19 protein-coding genes and 1 pseudogene are annotated in these 20,812 nt (G+C 71.5%); 14 read left to right on the top strand and 6 right to left on the bottom strand.

Annotated elements, in window-relative coordinates:
* The first annotated feature begins 30 nt into the window (after positions 1-30).
* The 10 genes from ABIA33_RS36390 (at position 31) to ABIA33_RS36345 (ending at position 10,392) form a co-directional block, all read left to right on the top strand.
* On the top strand, positions 31-405 hold the full coding sequence (locus ABIA33_RS36390; protein WP_370088182.1) for a hypothetical protein: 375 nt from the start codon (positions 31-33) through the stop codon (positions 403-405).
* Positions 402-3,206 carry a tetratricopeptide repeat protein gene (locus ABIA33_RS36385; protein ID WP_370088180.1) on the top strand — a complete coding sequence of 935 codons (2,805 nt, stop codon included), beginning with the start codon at positions 402-404 and terminating at the stop codon, positions 3,204-3,206. The genes ABIA33_RS36390 and ABIA33_RS36385 overlap by 4 nt, the downstream gene beginning before the upstream one ends.
* 922 nt (positions 3,207-4,128) lie before the next feature.
* Positions 4,129-4,425, top strand: coding sequence for a hypothetical protein (locus tag ABIA33_RS36380; protein WP_370088178.1), 297 nt, complete (start codon positions 4,129-4,131; stop codon positions 4,423-4,425).
* An 83-nt stretch (positions 4,426-4,508) separates the two neighbouring features.
* Entirely contained in the window at positions 4,509-4,691 is a 183-nt protein-coding gene (locus ABIA33_RS36375) for a hypothetical protein (protein WP_370088176.1), read from the top strand.
* Positions 4,692-4,775: 84 nt separating this feature from the next.
* Positions 4,776-5,249: a hypothetical protein gene (locus ABIA33_RS36370; RefSeq protein WP_370088174.1), complete on the top strand. Its 474-nt coding sequence runs from the start codon at positions 4,776-4,778 to the stop codon at positions 5,247-5,249.
* A gap of 68 nt (positions 5,250-5,317) precedes the next feature.
* Complete coding sequence (locus ABIA33_RS36365; RefSeq protein ID WP_370088172.1) at positions 5,318-5,650, top strand: hypothetical protein; 333 nt, start codon at positions 5,318-5,320, stop codon at positions 5,648-5,650.
* Between the two features lie 52 nt (positions 5,651-5,702).
* Positions 5,703-6,242, top strand: a complete 540-nt coding sequence (locus tag ABIA33_RS36360; protein ID WP_370088170.1) for a hypothetical protein — start codon at positions 5,703-5,705, stop codon at positions 6,240-6,242.
* A 104-nt stretch (positions 6,243-6,346) separates the two neighbouring features.
* Positions 6,347-6,778, top strand: coding sequence for a hypothetical protein (locus ABIA33_RS36355; RefSeq protein WP_370088168.1), 432 nt, complete (start codon positions 6,347-6,349; stop codon positions 6,776-6,778).
* Between the two features lie 540 nt (positions 6,779-7,318).
* Positions 7,319-8,479, top strand: coding sequence for an AAA family ATPase (locus ABIA33_RS36350; protein WP_370088166.1), 1,161 nt, complete (start codon positions 7,319-7,321; stop codon positions 8,477-8,479).
* 80 nt (positions 8,480-8,559) lie between these two features.
* A complete protein-coding gene (locus tag ABIA33_RS36345) occupies positions 8,560-10,392 on the top strand; it encodes a hypothetical protein (RefSeq protein ID WP_370088164.1) in 1,833 nt (610 codons plus the stop codon).
* 166 nt (positions 10,393-10,558) lie between these two features.
* Here ABIA33_RS36345 and ABIA33_RS36340 read toward each other — a convergent pair whose 3' ends face one another.
* Positions 10,559-11,518 carry an ArsR/SmtB family transcription factor gene (locus ABIA33_RS36340; protein WP_370088162.1) on the bottom strand — a complete coding sequence of 320 codons (960 nt, stop codon included), beginning with the start codon at positions 11,516-11,518 and terminating at the stop codon, positions 10,559-10,561.
* 476 nt (positions 11,519-11,994) lie between these two features.
* Here ABIA33_RS36340 and ABIA33_RS36335 point away from each other — a divergent pair.
* The 3 genes and pseudogenes from ABIA33_RS36335 to ABIA33_RS36325 form a co-directional block, all read left to right on the top strand.
* Positions 11,995-12,462, top strand: a pseudogene (locus tag ABIA33_RS36335) (DUF5317 family protein); the annotation flags it as partial.
* A gap of 633 nt (positions 12,463-13,095) precedes the next feature.
* Complete coding sequence (locus tag ABIA33_RS36330) at positions 13,096-13,524, top strand: hypothetical protein (protein ID WP_370088160.1); 429 nt, start codon at positions 13,096-13,098, stop codon at positions 13,522-13,524.
* Positions 13,525-13,749: 225 nt separating this feature from the next.
* The gene (locus tag ABIA33_RS36325; RefSeq protein ID WP_370088158.1) at positions 13,750-14,424 is read left to right on the top strand and encodes a hypothetical protein; all 675 of its coding nucleotides are present in this window, start codon (positions 13,750-13,752) and stop codon (positions 14,422-14,424) included.
* On the opposite strand, the gene ABIA33_RS36320 is transcribed toward ABIA33_RS36325, so the two are convergent.
* The gene (locus ABIA33_RS36320) at positions 14,417-15,403 is read right to left on the bottom strand and encodes a serine/threonine protein kinase (RefSeq protein ID WP_370088156.1); all 987 of its coding nucleotides are present in this window, start codon (positions 15,401-15,403) and stop codon (positions 14,417-14,419) included. The genes ABIA33_RS36325 and ABIA33_RS36320 overlap by 8 nt on opposite strands.
* 78 nt (positions 15,404-15,481) lie before the next feature.
* Entirely contained in the window at positions 15,482-16,450 is a 969-nt protein-coding gene (locus tag ABIA33_RS36315; protein ID WP_370088154.1) for a hypothetical protein, read from the bottom strand.
* A gap of 204 nt (positions 16,451-16,654) precedes the next feature.
* Here ABIA33_RS36315 and ABIA33_RS36310 point away from each other — a divergent pair, with 204 nt between their 5' ends.
* Entirely contained in the window at positions 16,655-17,110 is a 456-nt protein-coding gene (locus ABIA33_RS36310) for a hypothetical protein (RefSeq protein ID WP_370088152.1), read from the top strand.
* Here the strand turns inward: ABIA33_RS36310 and ABIA33_RS36305 are convergent.
* The 3 genes from ABIA33_RS36305 to ABIA33_RS36295 all read right to left on the bottom strand — a co-directional run bounded on the left by ABIA33_RS36305 (position 17,107) and on the right by ABIA33_RS36295 (position 20,803).
* Positions 17,107-18,324, bottom strand: a complete 1,218-nt coding sequence (locus tag ABIA33_RS36305; protein ID WP_370088150.1) for an IS110 family transposase — start codon at positions 18,322-18,324, stop codon at positions 17,107-17,109. The two genes, ABIA33_RS36310 and ABIA33_RS36305, sit on opposite strands and share 4 nt — an antisense overlap.
* A 372-nt stretch (positions 18,325-18,696) precedes the next feature.
* A complete protein-coding gene (locus tag ABIA33_RS36300) occupies positions 18,697-19,728 on the bottom strand; it encodes a hypothetical protein (RefSeq protein WP_370088148.1) in 1,032 nt (343 codons plus the stop codon).
* A gap of 145 nt (positions 19,729-19,873) precedes the next feature.
* Complete coding sequence (locus ABIA33_RS36295; protein ID WP_370088146.1) at positions 19,874-20,803, bottom strand: NlpC/P60 family protein; 930 nt, start codon at positions 20,801-20,803, stop codon at positions 19,874-19,876.
* Between the last annotated feature and the right edge of the window lie 9 nt (positions 20,804-20,812).

Raw genomic sequence — 20,812 nt, 5'->3', positions numbered from 1 at the left:
CGACCTCCTGGCGATCAGGGGTCGGTGACCGTGTTCACCGCAGCCCTCCTGCTGGGCCTGCTCGCCATGTTCGGACTGGTCATCGACGGCGGACTGGCACTGGCCGCCCGCGTCCAGGCCTACGGACAGGCCCAGGAAGCCGCCCGCGCCGGCGCCCGGCAACTCGACCAGGCGGCGCTGCGCGGACAAGGCCCCGTCGTCATCGACCCACCCGCCGCGTGCCGCGCCGCCACCGACTTCCTAACCGGCAGCGGCAGCACAGGGGAGGTCACCGCGACCACCACGAGCGTCACCGTCACCGTCCACCGCGCCCAGCACACCCAGTTCCTCACCCTGCTCGGCATCACCGCGATCCACGTCACCGGCACCGCCACCGCCCACCCCCAGATCTCCACAACGCCATGACCGCCACCCCCGGCCGCACCCTGGACCGCTTCCGCGCCCTGGCCCGCGCCTTGGCCGCCGCCGCCACCCTGGCCCTCCTGCTCACCGGCATCCCGTACGTGCTGCTGCACCAGGCGCGATCCTGGCAGCCCACCCGCGTGCCCAGTTGGGACGCCGTCACCACCTGGCTGCAGTTCCCGTACGACACCGTGGTCCTGCTGCAACTCCTGGACTGCGCCTGCTGGATGCTGTGGCTATGGCTGGCCGCGCAGACCATCGTCGAACTGGTTTGGTACGCCGCCCACGCCCGCGACCTCCTCGGCCCAGCGGCGGGCAGCAGTGTGGTGCTCGCGGCCCGCCGCACTCTGGCCGGGATGCTGATCGCCGCGCTGGTCCTGGGGATCGCCGCAGCCCTGCGCACCAGCCAACCGCCCGGTCAGCGCACCGACCTGGCCACCGCCGCCTGGACCACGCGGCCGGCAGCCGCCGCACCCGCCGTCCCCGGAACGACACTTCGCACGGCCGACATGCGGGTGTGCACGGTCAAGGAGGGGGACAACCTGTGGGACCTGGCCGCCCGCCACCTCGGCGACCCCCTGCGCTGGCCCGAAATCTACCAACTCAACGCCCACCGACCACAAGCCGACGGCCGCGCCCTGACCGACCCCGACCTGATCTACCCCCACTGGACCCTGCGCCTGCCCACCAAGGGCGCCGACCCCGCACCCGTCACGGGCACCGCGCCACCACCACCAGCGGCGGTGAACGGACCGGCGTCGGCAGCACCGTCGCCGACCGCCGCTCCCACACAACCTCCAATCGAACGGCCCGCACCATCGGCCGACCGCCCGCACGCCGCCGCGGCGGCGCACCCGCACGGGATTGAACTGACCAGCGCGGGCGGATATATCTCCCTCACCCTGGCCGCCGCGCTCAGCGCCACCGCCCTGACCGTGATGCGCCGCCGACGCCGCGGCTACCAACCCGAAGACCTCACCGCCCCCCAGCGCCCCCGACCCAAGAACCCCGAGGAGACCGGACTGATCGCCTCACTGCGGCGCAGCACCGACCTCCATCCCGACACTCCCGCCGCCAGCGCTTCCGCTCCTGGCCGCCTCCCGGTGGCCGCGGCCGCAACAGGCGGTGAGGTCACACTGTTGGACCTGCTCGCCGACCAGGCGGTCCCGGCGTTGACACTCACCGGCGAGGGAGCCCTGGATGCCGCGCGGGCGCTGCTGGTCACCGTCCTGGCCGACCCAGGGACCCCGCACCGCCTCATCGTCAACCGCGAGGACCTGACCCTGCTCATCACCGATCGCACGCCCGCCCCAGGCGGCGCCCTGCAGGTCACCGACAGCCCGCAGTCCAGCATCGACGCCCTCGAAGAAGCACTCCTCCACCGCGCCCGACACCGCCACGAACACGACCTGGACGACACACCCGACCAGACCGGACTGGTGATCCTGCTGGGCCGTACGGCCACCCACACCCGGCACCGGCTCTCCGCCCTGCTCACCGCCTCGCACGGACGCGGACTCGCCGCCGTCCTCCTCCACAACGACCCGACCACGGGCAGCCTCCCGGGCGCCGCTTTCCGCATCGCGGCAGGCGGCCAGGCAGCCCGCCTTAAGGACGACGGAACACTCGCCACACCACTGCGCATGTTCCACCTGCCCACGGGTTCCACGGAAATCCTGTGCACCCTCCTCGCCCACGACCGAGAATTCGACCACGTCGCCACAGCAGCCAGCGAGGAAAGCCAGCCACCCGCACCGGAAGAGCCAGAGGAATTCCCCTCCGGTGCGATCGGGGTGATTCCGCCGCATGCTGAACAGAATTCCTCGGCCTCCGCCTTGCTTGCCGGAACGCGGCCGACCGTCGCCCTGCTCCACGACGACGCCGAACCCCCTCCTGCCCCGGAGGCGGAGGTAGCGGACAGCAGTACCTCGGCCCGACAACTCCAACCCGCACCCGCACCCGTGCCGGTGCCCTTGCCGGACCCGGACCTGCCGGGTGAGGCGGAGACGCGGTGCCCGGTGCAGGTGAAGGTCATGGGGCCGCTGCGGGTCCTGGCCCGGGAGAGGGCCGTCACCAAGGGCATGGCCGGCTCAGCCGGTGAGCTCCTGGCCTACCTCGCCCTGCATCCCAAGGGCGCGACGAAGGACTCCATCGAGGAGGCCCTGTGGCCCGAGCGGACTCCCGACAAACGCGAGGAGGCGTTCAACACCGCCAAGAAGACCGTCCGCAAGCACCTGCGCGACGCCCTTGGCGGGATGGAAGCGATGTTCATCGTGAACAGCGGCCCCCGGTGGCGCCTGGACCCCCAACAGGTCACCACCGACTACACCGCCTTCCACGCCGCCGTCCAGCGCAGCTGCACCGCACTCGACACCGCCGCCCGACTCCAGGCCTGCCGCACCGTCGCCGACCTGTACACCGAGACGTTGTGCGAGGGATCGGACTTCACCTGGGCCACCGCCCCGCGCGAAGACGCCCGCCGCCGCACCCTCAACGCGCTCAGCACCCTGGCCACCGCCGCCGCAGCGGCCCACGACACCGACAGCGCCATGCAGATCCTGACCGAAGCCCTCACCCACGACCCCCACAGCGAGGAACTCCACCTGCGCCTGGCCCGCCTCCACGCCGCCCGCGGCGAGACCGACGCCATCCGCCGCCTCCTGGACCAGCTCACCGCCAACCACCGCGCCATCGGCGAGCGAACCACCAGTCCCACCACCGCCGAGTTCCACAGCCTGCTGCGCTCGTCCGCCTCCGCTGCTCATCGCGCCAGCCCGCCAGTACGGCACCGCCGCCAGGGCTGACCCGCCGGTTGACCTGGGACGGGGCGGCGAGCGTAGATGGACCCCACCGCACCAGACGCCCGGCGGTGACACGACACCGTTGCCGTCGCCCACCGCCGCCAGCCGCGGGCTCGGCCGAGCATTGGACTGGCGGCGGCGGGAACCACGTGGGGTATCCAACACCCCGTCCACCCCGACCGCCCCGCCGGTGACCCAGGTCCAGCGGACTGTCCGACCACGGGTGTCCAACCACGGCGTCCAACCGGCCGTCCCACTTCGCCCGGACCCCCGGTCCACCGTCCATAGCCGCAGGCCAGCGCGATATTGGGTCAGCGCGGCGAGGCCGGGACATCAACCGGGGGTAGGTACCACCCGGTCTCCACGCGCACGACGGCCCGGCCCGTCCCTCCACATCTCAGCCCTCTTCCCCGCTGTTGCTTCCCCCTTGTCTCTTGCCCCCTCTCCCGCCTTTCCTCCTCTCACCCCAACAGGCCCCGGACCGCAGCCGGCGCGCGGGTGCGGGCGGGCACCCCCGCGCAGCGGCGGGTAGCCACCCGCCGGGGTCAGGCCCGTCGGGGTCAGGCCCGTCGGGGTCAGGCCCGCCGGGGTCACGGTAACGATCATGGTGGGGCCGGCGCACTCCATGATCACCTTTGATGGTTCGCCCCCGCCCGCCAAAGGCGGCCCTGCGGACTGGTCGTCACGTATGGCCCGCACGACGCTTTGCGTCGAGGTGCCGCCGAATTGAATTGGGAAGCGTCGTGAATTCGCGAGAATTCCAGCAATTCCCAGCCCCATTCCGGCTCGACTCGTCCGCGACGTCGAGCTATCTTTGAAATGTGCCCGGGAATACCGGGAAACGAGAAAGCCGCCCGGCGGAATACCCCAGGGAAACTCTACCTGGGGACGCCCATGCCCGGCGGGCGCGAGAAAGGACCCGGAAATGACGGAACGGGAATTCGTCAATGCGGTCGAAATGCGGCCGTACGACGCGGGGCGGCTGGTGGAGTTCACCACCATGTGCGACCACGAGATGGAAGCGGACGGCCACGGCGAGGCGGGCAGCCAGGTGACCTTCCGGGGACGCGTGGTCACCGTCGTGAACGGCATGACCTTCGGCCGGGGCTGGTCGCAGATCACCCTCGACCCTGACGACGGCATGCCCCGGGTCACCAGTGTTCTCGGCGGCCACCGCCATGTGGAACTCCTTCCCGAACCCGGCTCCGCCGACCGCCCCTAGCGGCGCCGCGCCGGGTCCGGCCGCACCGGCCGGACCCGGCACCCCGCCCGATCACCCGCCAGCCGACATCCCGGGAGCACCCGATGGACCCGAACACGATCCTGCGCGCCCTGCGCCAACTGACCGCCCGCATCGAGGAGATCGACAACCACCCCGACCGCGACTGGTCCGACCTGGCCCGCGAGGCACTCGAAGGCATCGAAGCCCTCGACGGCTGGCTCACCCGGGGCGGGGCCTTGCCCGGCCCCTGGGGCGCCGCCCGCTGACCCCCACCCGCTCCCCGGGGTGCCGCCGTCTCGGCGGCGGTGCCCCGGACCCACCTACCGGACCCAATCAAGGAGTTGATCCGCATGTCGATGCGCTCGATCATCGCCCGCCCCACCCCGGACGGCTTCGCCGGACGCTACGTCCACCACGACGGCCAGCCCACCGCCCGCGTCCCCCTCCTGCTCACCCTCTACCGGGACAGCTTCGGCGCGGACCTGGAGGCCATGAACCGGCTGCTGCTGGACCGGCACCCCGCCGGATGGTCCTCCCTCGGGCTCGAAGTCACCGGGGACATCGGCTTCACCGAACCCGGCACCGCCCCCCGCACCCTGCGCGCGCCGCAGTGCTACTGCCACGGCGACCGGTGCGAGGAGCCCCAACTCCTCACCCACACCGACGCCGACCCCCTGTGGCACTGGTGGGTCTACCTGATGACGCCCCAGGGCCTGGAGGTCCGGCCCGCCAACCCGCGCGGCACCGGCTGGCTGCCCCCGGTCCACATCCCCTGGACCACCCACCCCGACGCGCCCCTGCCCTTCGCCCTGCGCCACCGCTGACACCCCGCCACCCGAGGGCGGGACCACCGGTCCCGCCCCACCCGGACCACCCGCGAAGGAGCCCTGCCATGGCCGCCACCCCGGACGTCGAAATCGTCATCTGCCGCCACGCCACCACCGGAACCCAGGCCAGCGGCTACGACCCCCTGATCGCCCTGATCCTGACCCGGGCCTCCTTCCGGCCCGAGGACTTCTTCACCCAGCGCTACTACCGCCTGGCCTACGACCAGACCGCCGCAGAGGAGAACACGCAGGCCAGCAACGCCGCCCGGATGCTGCGCGCCTGCCACTACACCGTCCACCTCGCCCCCGGACTCGACGAGGACCTGAACACCTACCAGCGCGTGGTGGGCCACGCCGTATGGCAGTGCCCGGTCCACCCCGACCACCCGAACTCCTGACCCCGCCCGCCGGGCGGCAACCCGCCGCCCGGCCCACCTGAAGGGAACACCCATGGACACCACCCCCGAGCCGCTGGACCTGCGGACCTGCGCGGTCATGCCCGCCGATGCCGCCGAGGTCATCGCCCTGCGTGTCGACCCCGCCCCCGGCACGGCCTTCACCGCCCTTCCCCACCCCGCCAACCGGCCGCTGCCCCCCGGCCGAGTCGGCATCACCTGGACCCCCGCCCCGCACGGCACCACCGTCCTGATCCGCCTCGGCGGCCCGCGCGGCCCCCAGCGCATCAACCAGGACACCCACCCCGGCGACTGGGTCGAACAGGTCCGCCCCATCGTTGCCCGCGCCCTGCAACTCGCCGCCCGCGCACCCGAACTGGTCATCCCGGACCCCGACCCCACCCCGACCGGCGAACTCGCCCCGCTCCTGGCCGCCGGACACCTCCACCCCGGCGACCTGCTGACCGGCCGCACCGGCGACGGCACCGTGCACCTGGCCCTGGTCACCGCAAGCGGCCAGATGCTCCTGCCCGACGGCACCCTCCACCACGGCCCCGACCAGGCCCTCGCCCACACCCTGGCCACCGAAACCTGACCCGCACCCCACCACCGAACGCCCCCACCTGACGCTCCACCACCGGTGCCGCCCACGCCCAGGGCGGCACCCCCACCCCGCCGCTCCTCGAAGGGAACCCCAAGATGACCCCCAACCCCGCAATCGCCCCCGTCGATTCGGCGAGCACGCCCGCCGCCCCGGACCCGGTGCGCTCACCCGGGCGCCACCTGATCCAGCAGCGCCTGGGCGCGGCCCGCCCCCGCGACCTCCTCGCCCGCGCCACGCACACCGGCAACCCGGCCCTCGCGCCGATCGCGGCCCAACTCACTGACACCGCAGCCCGCCTGGACGCAACCGCCGACACCCTGGCCCGGCACCTGACCACCCTGCGCAACTACGCCGACCGTCTCGCCGCCGGGGCACGGGTCACCCCCTGCTTCGCGAGCGCCGCCATGACCACCCTGGGTGCGGAGATCGACCTGTGCCTGCACCGCCAGGACCTCCTGCGCGAACAACTCCACGCCCAGATCGACACCTACACCCACCTCGACAACGCCACAGCCACCCGCCGCTGAACCCGCGCCCCGCCGAGTCCGGGCCGCACCACCGGCCCGGACACCGGCACCGGCGACCCCCGCTCCCCAACCCCTGCGGCCCGCACCCGCGCGGCCGCCCCACCCTGGAGGTTCCCGTGATCGCCCACGCCCAAGTCCTCGACGCCATCAAGCCGCTCCCCGGCAACACCACGACGGCAGGCCTCAAGCAACTCGTCCGCCTCAGCGACCTGGTCGTCACCGCCCAGCTGGTGCCCACCATCCGCTCCGAGGTCTACAGCGGCATCCGGGTCCGGGTGCTGTCCGGCGCCACGGAGGTCGACGTCAACGTCTTCGACTTCGCCGCCTACAACACCTTCCGCCCCAGCACCGGCCCCAACCAGGCGACCGTCATCGACACCTACACCCAGAACCACCTCGCCGACCCCGGCTACCTCACCCCCCCAGGCCCTGCGCGAGGCGATCAACGCCTACCTCGCCGTCTTCACCTGACCCCCACCCCGCCGCGCCGGGGCCGCACCACCGGCCCCGGCACCCCAACCCCCGCACAGGAGCTGCCCGATGACCACCCCTCCGCCCAACCCCTCTCGCTCAGGCCCCGGCCAGCTGCGCGCCGAAGTCGCCCGGATCCTCAACGACCACGCCGGGTCCTCGATGAGCGTGACCGAGATCGCCAAGGCGCTGGGGCATTCCGGCGGCGCGGTCGGCAACGCCTGCCAGACACTGACCGACCGAGGAGAGGCGACCATGACCAGCACCAAGCCCCGCCGCTACCAGGCCAACACCGCCACCGCCACCGCCGCGAGCCGGGTCGTGATCAGCCCGCCCGGCCAGGGCCGCACCACACCGCCGGTGCCAGCGACCGCCCCGGCACCCGCGACGGCGAACGCTCCGGCGACTCCGGCAGCCGGGGTACCGGGCGCAAGGCCCGCGCCGATCACCCGGCCGGGCGGGCAGCACTACCACCCCAGGGCGCTCGCGGGCCTGCCCGACGTCGAAGCGCTACGGCGGCTGCGCCAGGCGGGGGTGCCGGTCCTGCTCTACGGGCCCCCGGGCACCGGCAAGACCTCGCTGGTCGAGGCCGCGTTCGAGGACCTGGTCACCGTGGCCGGGGACGGCGACACCACGGTCGGCGACCTGGTCGGCGAGTACACCCAGGACGAGCACGGCGGCTACGAGTTCATCTACGGCCCCCTGGTCACCGCCATGCAGGAAGGGCGCGCCCTGCTCCTGGACGACGTGACCCTGGTATCCCCCAAGGTCCTGGCGGCCCTGTACCCGGCCATGGACGGACGCTGCCAGATCCAGGTCAAGGCCCACAAAGGCGAGACGGTCACAGCTACCGACGGGTTCTATGTGGTCGCCGGTCACAACCCTGGTGTGCACGGCGCGGTTCTGACCGAGGCCCTCGCCTCGCGGTTCAGCGTGCAGATCCAGGTCGGCTCGGACTACGACCTGGCCCGCGCCCTGAAGATCGACGCCAGGGCGGTGCGCATCGCCCGCCACATCGCCGCCCGCGAACAGGCAGGCGACCTGGGCTGGGCCCCGCAACTACGGGAACTGATCGCCTTCCAGAAGATCGCCGATGTCCTGGGTCCCGAGGCGGCCTTCGCCAACCTGGTCGGCATCGCCCCCATCGAAGACCGCGACCAGGTCGCCGAGATCGTCGCCAAGGCCACCGGCAAACCCGTGACCGCCCTGACCCTCGGCCGCCAGCTCTAAACCCCCACCCGGCCCCCACCACCGGCGCCGACCTGCGGCCCCAACTCCCCACGCATGCCCCTGGAAGGGAATGATCCGCCATGCCCGCACACCGCCACGTCCACCCCGACCGAGCCGCCGTGACCGAGGCCGAAGCGGATGCCGCCCGCTGGGCGGACGACGGAGGAGCCTGCTTCGAACCGAGCCCGGGCGTACACGCCGGGCACTGGCTGCGGATCTCGGCCGCCCTGACCCAGCGCCTACCCGCGATCGCAGGGCGCGAGGACGTGATCGTCACCTGCGAGCCAGGCACCCGCTCCGGCGCACCGGCCGCCTTCTACCCGGCCCTGGCAGCCCTGGAGATCGACGCCGACCTCTTCGCCCCACTCACCCCCGCAAGCATCGACCCGAGCAAGGACGGCGACGAAGAGCGCTACCCGGCCGCCTGGGGAGCCCTGATCCACGAGGCCGCCCACGCCGCCCACAGCACCTGGAACACCCCGGCCCCACTGCGCGGAACCGCCGTCGACGACGCGGCGGCCATGCTGGAGGAGTCCCGCGCCGAACGGGCCCACCTGCACCGCCGCCCACAGGACCGCCGGTTCCTGCGGGCCTGCGTCCGCACCCTGGTCCTGGCCGAGATCACCCAGGAGACACCCGCCGACCGCTGGCAGGCCGCCCACGCCGCCGGACTCATCCTGGCCCGCCGCGACGCCGGAATCCTGGACGACGACGAAACCGAACCCCTCGCGCAGATGGTCACCTCGATCCTCGGCCCAGACCTCCTTCACTGCCTAACCACGATCTGGAAGGCCGCCCACGCCTGCCGCGACGACGACGGGCAAGGCATGCTCGACCACGCGCAGGCCTGGTGCCAGGCGCTCGGTTCTGACCCCGCCAGGCCCGCATCCCAGCCCGGCACCCAAGGCCGCGACGGTCGGCGGGGCCAACTGGCCGAAGCCATCGGGGAAGTGCTGGGCAACGTCGAAGCGAACGAGGCCGCGCAGGCCGCCGCGCAGGCAGCGATGGCCACCGCCGCTATCGCCCGGGCGAACGCGCGAGCCGCGAACGCCGCCCGGAACCGAGAAGCCACCCGCATCGCCAAGCGGGTGTTCGCCCCGGGCGCGCGCCCTTTCACCCCGAGCGAGGCCGGCACCATCCGAGGCGTCCGCTCTCCGGTCACCGGACAGCGGTCGCCCACTACCGCCGAGAAGAGCGCCGCCGCAGCCCTGGCCCGCGCGTTGCGCACCGCCGCCTACCGCGAACGGATCGAAACCGTCACCACCAGCGCCGCCCCGCCCGGACGCCTCAACATGCGCGGGGCCTTGGCCCGCGACGCCCAAAAAGCAGCTGGTGCGACACCCACCGCCCGGCCCTGGAGCCACACCCAGCGCCGCCACACGCCCACGCCGCCGCTTCGGGTCGGCATCGCCGTGGACGTGTCCGGATCGATGAGCGCCGCCACCGTCCCGATCGTCTCGGCCGCTTGGATCCTGGCCAAGGCCGCCGCGCTGACCGACCCCGACTCGCGCGCCGCTACCGTTGCCTACGACGCATCCTTGACCGCGATCACAGCCCCGGGCCGCACCCCGGCGCACGTCACCGAATTCGCCGCCAGCGGCCGGGGACACAGCCTCGCCGAGGCGATCGACGCGCTCACGGCAGGGCTCGACCTGAACCGACCAGGAACCGGACGCCTACTGGTAATCGCCTCCGACGGCTACTACGCCACCAGCGAGGCAACCCGGGCCGCCGAGCGCACCAACGCCCTGGCCACCGCCGGATGCGCAGTGCTGTGGCTCGCCTTCGCCCCCGATCCCCGCCCGCTGCCGGGAACCACCCTCGTGCTACTCAACCACCCCGCCCGCGCCGCCAGCGCAATCGCCAAAGCCGCCACCGCCGCCATCACGGCCACCCACTCCGACAGCTTTTGAGTAGCACGCCCGGCCGCGACCCAGCCAACAATCACCTCCCCGATGCCCGCCGCATCACGGACCACTCTCCATCGTGAACCGAAGGTGGGAGGCCCTGGTTTGGGGCGACCAGGTGAGCCCACGCCGGTGCCACCGCCCGACCCCAGTGCCGAGGTTGCTGCGCCCGCTAACTTCGCTGGTAGAGGATGTGCCGGGAGTGGTGGGTCCGGTGGAGCAGTCCGGCGCGGTGGAGGATTTGCAGGTGGTAGGAGACGGTTGCGCGGCTGAGGTGGAGGCGTTGGGCCAGATCCGTGGTGGTCCGGGGTTGGGTGAGTTCGGCCAGTAGCCGTGCGCGGGTGTTGCCGATGAGTTCGTCGGTGAGTGGGGGTGGGGTGTGGGTGGGTGTGAGGGCCGGGTAGCAGATCAGTGGTGTGCGGGGGTCGGGGGTTCCTTCGGGTTCGCCTGCGCAGAAGGATGCGCGGGTGGAGAAGATGCAGGGTACGAGGATGAGGGCGTCGGCGTCGATCTTCAGCTGGTGGGCGTCGATGTGGAGGTCCAGGCCTGCGTCTCGCCAGGTCAGGTTCGAGCTGAGTTGGTTGATGGCGTGGGTGACTCCGTCGCGGGCGATCGCGGTGGATTTGGAGGCGATGTCCTCTTCGAGTCGGGTCTGCAGGCGGGGCCAGTGGGGTGCGAAGACCAGCTGCCAGAACTGCTGCATCTGGTCGGCGATGCGCTGGGCGAGGTGGTCCTCTCCTTGCTGCATGGCCTCCAGCAGCAGCCGCGGGGGCCTGCCTGCGGGGGTGTTGTCCCAGGAGTGGCCTCCCAGGGCTTGGGTCAGCTCGTAGCGGATCCGATCGGTTGAGGCGGTGGCCACCTGGTGCAGGGCGGTGTCCAGGCTGGTGTGGAAGGTGAGTGGTTCGGGGCGCAGGAAGTCGGGTGCGTAGCCGTGGGGCCCGCCGGCGCCGAGCACCGCCAGCAGTCCCAGCCGCCGGCCGCGCAGGGCTTCGCCGGCCTTCGCCTGCCAGGGTCTGTCGACCGACTGCGGATTGCGTCCCAGAGCGTGGAGCAGGTTGGCTGCCACGTTCAGCGGTCCGACCGCGAACCTGGTGCGGCCCAACCCCTCCGCACCCATTTCGATCCGGATCACACATCCCCCGCTTCCCTCGGGTGATCTTGTCGAACCTGCTCGAATCATTCGACTCCCGGCATGCCACCCCGGCAAGCTCGATCCGAGCCGAATTTCACCGTATGGGGGAACTCACCTACCGGGGCGACCAGATGGCGGCACGTAGTGACCCCCTCCGGGTTCCCCAAGAGATCCGCCAGCGGCAGGCCCTGCATTCCGAGCCTGCCGCAGCCACCCCGTGCCACAGGCTTCACCTCCAGGAGGACCAGCGGACCAACCATCCTGCGCGCGATCAAGGCCGTCGTCGCGGCCGTGACCGTCATCACCGTTACCGGCGGAAGCCTCCTGGCTGGCACCGTCGCCGCCTCCGCGAAGCCACTGCCATGCCCTGGCTGCGTCCAACGATAACTGTTCGAGGCGCTTTGTCGGTGACGGACCGTCAACGGGGTCCGTCCACTGCTGGCCGCTGACGATACCCAAGGGGGAAGGACACAGCGATGAATGCTCCGGGCGCGGTGCTCTATGCGACGCCGGTACTCCTGGGCGTCGGCGCCGGGTATGCAGCCGGGGGCACTGTTGCCGGATTGCTGGCGACGCGGCTGCGGCGGCTGTGGCTGCTGTGGTTGGCGGGAGCCGTTCAGGTCGTGCAGCTGTCGACGTCGTCGCTGCCCGATCCGGCCAGCCGGGTGCTGCGGTCGCCCCTCTTGGGCCTGACCTTCGCGTTGGCCCTGTGGTGGGTTGTCACCAACCTGTCGGGTCGATCACCGGTGATGCAGGCCGCTTCCTGGGCCGCCATTGCCGGCGGGCTGCTCAACGGTGCCGCGATCGCAGTAAACGGCCGGATGCCGTACTCGCTTGCCGCGGCTGCCGCTGCAGGGATCCCCGCCGGGTCATCCTCCGCCAAGAACGTCGCCGCGGGGCACGCCAGCCACCTGGTCTTCCTGGGTGACGTAATCCCAGTCCCGCCGCTCCACGCGGCTATCAGCATCGGCGACGTGTTCATCGTGATCGGCACCGTCGCACTGCTTGCCGCCGCCATGGGCCAGACCCCCAACCAACCCGCACGCTCACGCACCCCAAGGAGATGGCATGACCCACACGCTCACCCGGCACCGCATCACCACCACCGCCTTCACGCTGATCGCGCTGGCCCTGCTGCTCTACACCCTCGGCGCCCCCGACTGGAGCGGCGGCTGACCCGGTCACCCGGCCTCGTCGGCCCTCGACCCGCACTCTCTCTGGCTTCCGACGCGGATCTCGTTCACGCACCCAAGGAGGTGACATGACTCAGACGCTCACCTGGCAGCGAATCACCACCGCCGCGTTCACGTTGATTGCACTGGCCCTGGTGCTCTACACCCTCGGCGCTCCCGACTGGACCGGCGGCTGACCCACCCGGCCACCTTCTGGTCGTCGACCCGCACGCTCCGGTTCTGGCGCGGATCCCGAGATAGATCAGCAGAATCCGCGTCAGAACCACCGGCCGTAGGCCAGTTCCTCAACAACCCCTTGCAGGGGGGAGGTAGGCGTATGCGAACGCGCGCCACGCGGCCCTCCGCACCACACCCTGCCCCCAATCCGATCTCGAAGGAGACGCCGTGAAGAAGCTCCGCCTTGCCGCCTCAGCGGCGGCACTCGCGATGGCCGCGGCCACAAGTCTTGTCACGGCCGACAGCGCCTCGGCCGCCAACGTGGTCACCGCCTGCCGCACGCCCGACCTGGCTGCGGACGGCCTTTACGTCCACACCTGCATCAACACGCCCCAGTACGACGGACACCACGTCTGGGCCACCGTCAGCACCTACGGAGGCAACAACACCTCGATCAACCTCTGCGTGGAGGTCCTGGACACCAACCAGAATGTCGTTCCCGGCAGCCTCGCCTGCAAGGTCGTGTGGGGCCCCTCCGGCTCCGTCGCCTCTCCCACGGTGACCGTAGGTGACGGGTTCGTGAACGCCCAGTCGTTCTTCACCAGCCCCACGTACTGGTACGGGGGCATGAGTGCGGCTATCTGCAACGTCTGCTGACGGGTGAGCAGCCCTGGCCCCATCCGGCCGGCCACGGCCGGCCGGGCAGGCTTGGCCATTCCCGCGCTCGCGGGGTTGGTCCCGGTGCGCCTGAGGGGGAGTAGCGATCTGGATCCTGGCCCAGATCTGAGCGGGTGCGGAGCTTGACTGCCTCGATGCCCCGCGTTCAGGTGACCGGCGGGCCACACGGGTTCGACGGCGCCGCACTTCCGAAAGGACACAGATATGACCATCCGTAGCCAGCTCGCCTCCGCCGTGCCCGCGCCCGGCGGCGCTGCGCGGTCCGGCTCCTCGTCGGTGACGACGCTGTCCCTTGCGCCGGCACGCAGGGGGACCCGTCTGATGATGCAGCTCCTGCGACGGCTCGGCTCCGCGGCCGCCGCGATAGGCCTCGTTGTCGGCCTCGGCGTCGCAGGGGGCGGCACCGCGCACGCCGCCACCGACTACGGCTATTGGCAGTACGGCCACGTCTACACCTTCGTGACCTGGTACCAGAGCGCCCCTGACTCCTGCCTGGACGACTCCAACGGCGGCGGGACGCGCACCTTCGGCTGCAACAACCTGAACTACCAGAAGTGGAAGGTGATCAACCTCAGCAGCGGCTACGCGCAGCTCGAAAACCTGGCGACCGGACGCTGCCTGGACTGGTCGCCCCAGTACGGCCTGCGGACCTTCGGCTGCTACCCGAGCAGCTTCAACGGCGGCTGGCAGATGTGGGCTCGGGTGCACCGCACCAGTGCTTCCGGCGGAGCTGAGGAAGTACTCCAGAACGGCCGTTGGCAGGACGGCGAGACCTGGCAGTGCCTGGACGACTCGCAGTACGGCGTGCGCGGCTACCCGTGCAACGGCCCGAGCCAGGACGCCGGTTACCAGGGCTGGACCGTCATCGACGTCACCTGACCAGCACGACTGCGGCCCCAGCGCCACGCTGGGGCCGCAGTGTTTCTACACGTCCGTGCGGCCCGGCCGCTCGTCCGCCGGGTGCGCGCACCCCTCTCGGGGGCACGTGCAGGGCCGCACCTTCTCCGGCCGGGGCAGCTTCACCCCGGCGTTGGAACAGGCGGCGTGGCGGCATGCCAGTCGGCGACCAGGTACGGACGCTGGGGTGTCGCCGCGCTGGGTCGGGGTCGGTGGCGCGACGCAGGACTGCCAGCTGGGCCGGCGTGCCACGCCACCGCTTCTCGTGGTCGCCGGCGTCCAGGAGCAGGCGGGCCGTGCGGCCGAGGGCGTGGACGGAGGTGCGGGTGGTGATCAGGGCACCGTGCCGGTGCTCCTCGGGGGCCATGAACCGCGCCGATCCCGGCAGCCGCTCGCCGGGGACGGTGAACGGGCCGGGCCGGTACTCGTCCAGATCACACAGACTCATCCGTTGCCCGGTGAAGTCGTAGAGCAGCGCTCCGTCGTACAGGTCGACGGCCACGAATCCGGCTGCCTCGACGGCCAGGTGGGCGTCGAGGATCTCGTCCACGGCCCGCTGGGCCTGCGGCAGTGGCAGGGCGCGGAAGCGGGCCAGTGGGTGATCGGGGTGGGTGCGGTCGGGTCGCGTGGTGGTCGTGGGGTGGTACAGCACCTGCCCGTCGCGCCACGGCATCACGTGCACCGCCCGCCCGCCAACCAACAGAACCTGCTCCAACGGCACGATGACCGGATGCCGCACGGCGGCGTGCAGTGCCCGCGCCCGCGCCAACGACTCCTCCGCAGCCTTCGTGAGTGCCGTTTTGATGAACCAGGGCCGCTCTCCGAGGCGTACCCCGGCACTCCAGCAGCCGGAGTCCTGCGCGTCGAACACGGTGAAGACCTCCCCGACCCGCTCCAGGAACGGGAGCAACTCCTCACCCGGACCCGGCTCGGGAATCGCAGCGTTCGTCGTGCCGCCCATCGTGCCAACTCACGGCCAGGGCAAGAGAGCGCGCCCCCTGCACACGGTGCAGGGGGCGTGACTGGCAGCGGTGGTCGTTTACCCGCCGGGGGTCGGTACGGGCTGGGACAGGGCCTGGTAGCGGCGGGGGGCCGCGCAGGTGAGTTCGGCCTCGCCGCGCGTGACCATGGTTGCCAGCGCGTTGGCGATGGCCCCCGAGGAGCGGCCGATGACCTTGCCGATGCCGGTGGCGGTCCACTCCTTTTCGGGGTGGGCGCGCAGGTGCTCCAGCGCGAGCTGGTGCAGCTGTCCCTGGCCGAGGCGCGGTCCGCCGCTGGTGGCGGCTTGGGGGGCCGCAGGGCGCTGCCGGTGCCCGCAGGTCGGGCACGCCGCCCCGGCAGGCACCGCATCGCCGGACGCGGGCGGCAGCGGGGTGTCGTCGGCCTCCGGCCGCTTCGCGCCGTCGGCTGTGGCGGCGGTGGGCTGTTGGTGGGCCTGCGGCGCAGGAACGGTGACTTCCTGCCCGGCGGTCACCTCCTCGCCGGCGGTGGTCTCGTGTGCGCCTGCCTCGCCGTCTGTGGCATCCGGCGCGGTGCCGGGGTGGGGCTGGTCAGTGTCAGCCTGGGTGTCCTGCACGTGGGGGGTCACTTCGCCCGGGGCAGCCGTCTGGTCCTCGGTGTCCTCCGTGTCCGTGTCGTGGGTGGTGTCGCTGCTGTCGTTGGGGGGTGTGAGCGGCTTCTCGTCCGGGTCGGCCGTGCGGTCGCTCGCGCCACTGGCGGCGGTGTCGGTGGGCTCCGTGTGGTTGGGGGTGGTCAGGTGCCACTGGTCGGGCAGGCGGCGGGTGCGGTCGTTGCCGCCGTTGGTTCGCCAGGTCAGGCCCTGGTCCTCCAGGGCGGTCAGGGCTTTGCTGGCGGTGGAGCGGGACACGCCGACCGACAGGGCCACGGCGGCGACGGTGGCTCCGTGCGGCCGGTCGTGGAGTTCGGTCCAGATCGCGGCGGCGGGTCCGGTCACGCCGGTGAGCTGCGGGATGTCGAGGGCGTTGGGCGTGTTGGTGGTCTGGGACATGGGGGCTCTCCAGGTCTCCGAAGGAGTGGATGGGGATGCCCCGGCCGGGGGTGGCGGCCTGCGCGGTGCGCACCGCTTGCTGCGGGCCGCCGTTGACCATGGACACTCCAAAAGCCCGCCGCGTCAAGTCGGTGGTCGCGCTGATCGCATCTGGTCACAAGCGGTCATGGGGGGTGCCCCTATGTGTTTGGTCAAGCTCGATGGGTGCTGGTTCGGGCCGTCTGGAACGATGTGCCTGTGCATGTTGATGATCAGGTTGGCGACGGCGTCTCTGCAGAGCTCGCGGGGTTTCTCCGAGACGCTGTCGACGACCGCCCGGTGAAGATCGCTCCTTCCGTGTGCGGCGTGTGCGGCGGCCGCCTGTTCTTCATGCTCGTTGATGACGTCGAGGGCGGAGCTGAGCGGGAGTGCTCTGGCTGTGGCAGTCGTGCGTTCGTCGCGGACAGCGAGGAGTTCTGGGAGGACGCGGACCCTGGCGCGGCTGGCTGCCCGTGTGGGGGCGAGGTGTTCGAGGCAGCTGTTGCGTTCTCGCTGGCCGCCGACGGATCGGTCCGTTGGGTGACCGTTGGCTTGCGGTGCCAGGAGGACGGAGCTGTAGGTTCCTATGTCGACTGGAAGATCGACTACTGGCCCACCGACCATCTGCTGAGCATGGCCTAAGCCCTCTCGACTGCAGCCGTGTTCAGCGGTGACGGTTCGTAGAAGGTGCCGTCGCGGAGCATGGCGAACAGGACGTCGGCTCGGCGGCGGGCGAGGCAGAGCAGGGCCTGGGTGTGGTGTTTGCCCTGGGCGATCTTTTTGTCGTAGTAGGTCCGCGAGGCGGGGTCGGCTAGGGCGGCGAACGCGGAGAGGAAGAAGGCCCGTTTGAGCTGCTTGTTGCCGCGCCGGGAGGGTTGTTCGCCACGGATCGATGACCCGGAACTGCGGGTCGCGGGGGCAAGCCCGGCGTAGGCGGCGAGGTGGGCGGCGGAGGGGAAGCAGCTGCAGTCGCCGACGTCGATGAGGATCCTGGCGCCGGTCCTGACGCCGATCCCCGGCATGGACGTCAGGACCTTCGAAAGAGGGTGGTTCTCCAGGAGTTCCTCGATGCGTGTGGCGAGGACCTTGCGCTGATCCAGGACTGCGGTCAGCGAACCGGCAAGGCTTGGGACGATGAGCGCGGCCGCGTCCGTGCCGGGGACGACGACGGTCTGCTCGTCCAGGGCGGTGAAGATGTCCTCGACCAGCCGCTCGGCCATCCGCGGGGCTTTGGGGCGTATCAGCGTGACGAGCCGTCGTCTGCCGGCCTTGCGGATCTGTGCCGGGGATCCGAACCGTGCGAGCAACTGCAGGACGGCCGGGTGCTGGATGCGCGGGCCCAGCACGCGCTCCAGGTGCGGGTGGATCTGGGTGAGCAGGCCGCGCAGGCGGTTGCTGACGCGGGTGGCCTCGCCGGCCAGGTCGTCGTCGAAGCCGACGATCATCTCCAGTTCGGCGATGGTCTCGTCTTCGAGCTCGACCGAGCGGAGTGTGTGCGGCATGACGCGGGCCGCGTCCGCGATGACGAACGCGTCGCGGGCGTCGGTCTTGGCCTCGCCCGGGTAGAGGTCGGCGATCCGTCGCATCGTCAGTCCGGGCAGGTAAGCGACTGGGCAGCCCATGTCCCGTGCCACCGCCAGTGGCAGGGCGCCGATGGAGGCGGGCTGGTCGACCACCACGAGCACGGTGCCGTGCTTGGCCTGCAGTTTGCCGAAGACCTCGCGGAGCTTGGGCTCGCTGTTGGGCAGCCGCCTGTCGAACGCCTTCTTCCCGGCCGGGGTGACGGCGGTGGCGTGGTGTTCGCCCTTGCCGACGTCCAGGCCGAGGAACGCGCCAATGTCACTGGTGTCGATCACGCTCGTCCTCCGGTCGTCCTCACCCGGCCGTCCTACGGCACCGATCGCCACATCCACATTACGAAGAGCCTCCCGACCTGCGGACGAGCCGGTGGTCATGCCCCTAATCAGCGGTCTGTCGATGCCTCCGGGCCGGTGACACCACCCCCCAGGCCATGCGTTCAACAGGGGGAGACAGTCATGCCGGACCCGGAGGCCGGGCGCCCCGTTGCGGGGCCACCAAGAAGGTAATGGGGACATTGCCGGAGGTTGAAGCCGCACCGCACCGCCGGGCGTCCTTCTGGCGGATCCGTGCGGGGCAGCATCGTGCAGGGGATGTGGCTCTGGCCCTGGATGCACGGGCATACCGGCCGCCAGGTGAGCGGCAAGCGGTCACTTCTGGTCGGCGCGCTGCCCGGTGAACTGCCAGGGAGTGGTGCGGATGGCCGCTTCAGCGATCGGACCGTGCCCGGCGGGCGGGACCGCCAGGACGGTACTGGTCAAGGTGGTGGAGGTGTAGGAGGCCCAGCGGATCCCGGTGGTGCCGATCCAGCCGCTTTCGCTGAACTCCTCCCAGGTACCGGGGTCATGGACGTGCTGCCGGGTGTCGGCGCTCTGGCAGAAGAGCAGCGCCCCGCCGCCGGTGGTGCGCAGCACCGGTGCGTGGTCGAGTCCGGGGTGGACGGCCTCGCTGTCGGTCAGGGATCCGCTGTAGGTTACCGGATCGGCCTGGCTGAGGGAGTCGAGCGTGCTGGTGCGCCACTGAGTGATGGCGCTGTCCCAGCCCGTGAGGTCCGCCGGGGAGGTGGCGCCGATGTAGGTGACGAGCTGGCCGCAGACCGCGCGCGGGTCGGCGGCCAGTGCCCCAGCGGGGTCGCCGGCGTGGACGGTGGCCAGAGTCGTCGTGCGGTTGCGGTCCAAGACCAGGGAGTTGAGGGCACTGGGGCCGGTGGCGTCGCTCTCGAAAGCCATGAGCCAGGAGCCGGTGGGCCGGGCGCGGTGGAACAGGCGGATGCGCGTGTTCTTCTCGACGTCGCCGGGCTTGCCCCCGATGACCCACTCGGCGACCTGGTTGACCGTCAGGAACCAGTCCCCGCTCGCGGTGTGGGGGATGAGGTCGATGGTCAGCGCGGGGTCGACGGTGGGGAAGGGGGGCGGGGTGGGCCAGCCGTAGTGGCGGGCGCGGGTGATCTCGTCCAGGCGCTGGTCGAAGGGGGCGGCCTCCAGCAGGCCTCGCCAGTACGCCGGATCGGTAGAAGTACTGTCGGCGCGCTGGTCCCACAGCCGGAAGGCGGCGGTGGCCTGCGCAAGCGTCAGCACACCTCGCGCTGCGTCCGGCGGCGCGCTCTTGCGGGCCGCGGTCGCGGTGCAACCGCAGGTGAGCAGGGTGGCGGTCAGCAGGGCGGCGAGGCGGATGCCGCGCATGGCGGAACTCCTTCGAATGAGGGCCAGGGGGAGGGTGACGCTGGGTACGCCGGTGGCACAGCGACCGGCGTACCTCCGGCCGCGTGAGGGTGCGTTCCTTGCGCCACGCGGCGGGCGTGGGTTTGTGGTGTGCGGGCCTGAGGCTTCAACCAGTGGTGCTGGTGGGGCGGGTGATGGCGACGATCGGCTGGCCGGTGACGATCGGGTCGTACTTGACGCCGTCGCCGGGTTTGGGCGCGTTGATCATCTGCGTGGGTGAGACCGCGATCGCGACGTGGACCACGCTTTTGGGTCCGGCGCCGTAGAAGACGAGGTCGCCGGGCAGGATCGCCGCTCCAGCAGGGAGCGCCGGCCCGGCGTCGTACTGCTGCTGCGCGGTGCGCGGGAGGTGGACGCCGGCCGCGTTGTAGGCGGATTGGACTAGGCCGGAGCAGTCCCAGGCCACGCCGGGGGTCTGGCCGCCCCACAGGTAGGGCACACCGAGCTGGCTGCGGGCGTAGGCGATCGCGGTGGCGGCGGCCTGGGTCGGCGGGAGCGTGTCGGCTGGCGCAGCGGCGTAGGTGCTGGCTAGGGACAGCACGCGGGAGGTGTAGCTCTGGTCGTGGTTGTAGGCGAACACGGCCGCGTGCAGGTCGCCGCGGCGTGCGCCGTTGGCGCACAGAAGGCGGGCGGCGGCGTAGACGGCGTCGGGGGCGTCCCAGGGGGTTGGCGGCGTGGTTCCGCCGGGCGGCACCGGTAGCGCGTAGTCCTGGAACGTCGCGGGCAGGAATTGCATTGGCCCGACGGCTCCCGCTGTGGAGACCTGCTGCTTGGCGCGGCCGTGGTCGGACTCGACTTTGCCGATCGCGGCCAGCACGCTCCAGGGCAGTCCCGGGCAGGTGGCGGCTGCTTGCTGGTACAGGGTGAGCATCGCGGCCGGGATGTCGGTGACTGCCTGGGCGCTGGGGGTGGCGAAGGAGCCGAGGAGTCCGCCGGTGAGGATGCTCAGCACCCCTGCGACGACGGCAGTGAAGCACATCAGGCTGCCGAGGCAGCCGGCCCCGACCCCGGCGCCGATCTTGGCGGCGGACTCCATGGCGACTCC

Source organism: Streptacidiphilus sp. MAP12-16, from assembly GCF_041262165.1.
GTDB lineage: Bacteria > Actinomycetota > Actinomycetes > Streptomycetales > Streptomycetaceae > Streptacidiphilus.
This window is presented reverse-complemented; position numbering and strand designations above follow the sequence as displayed.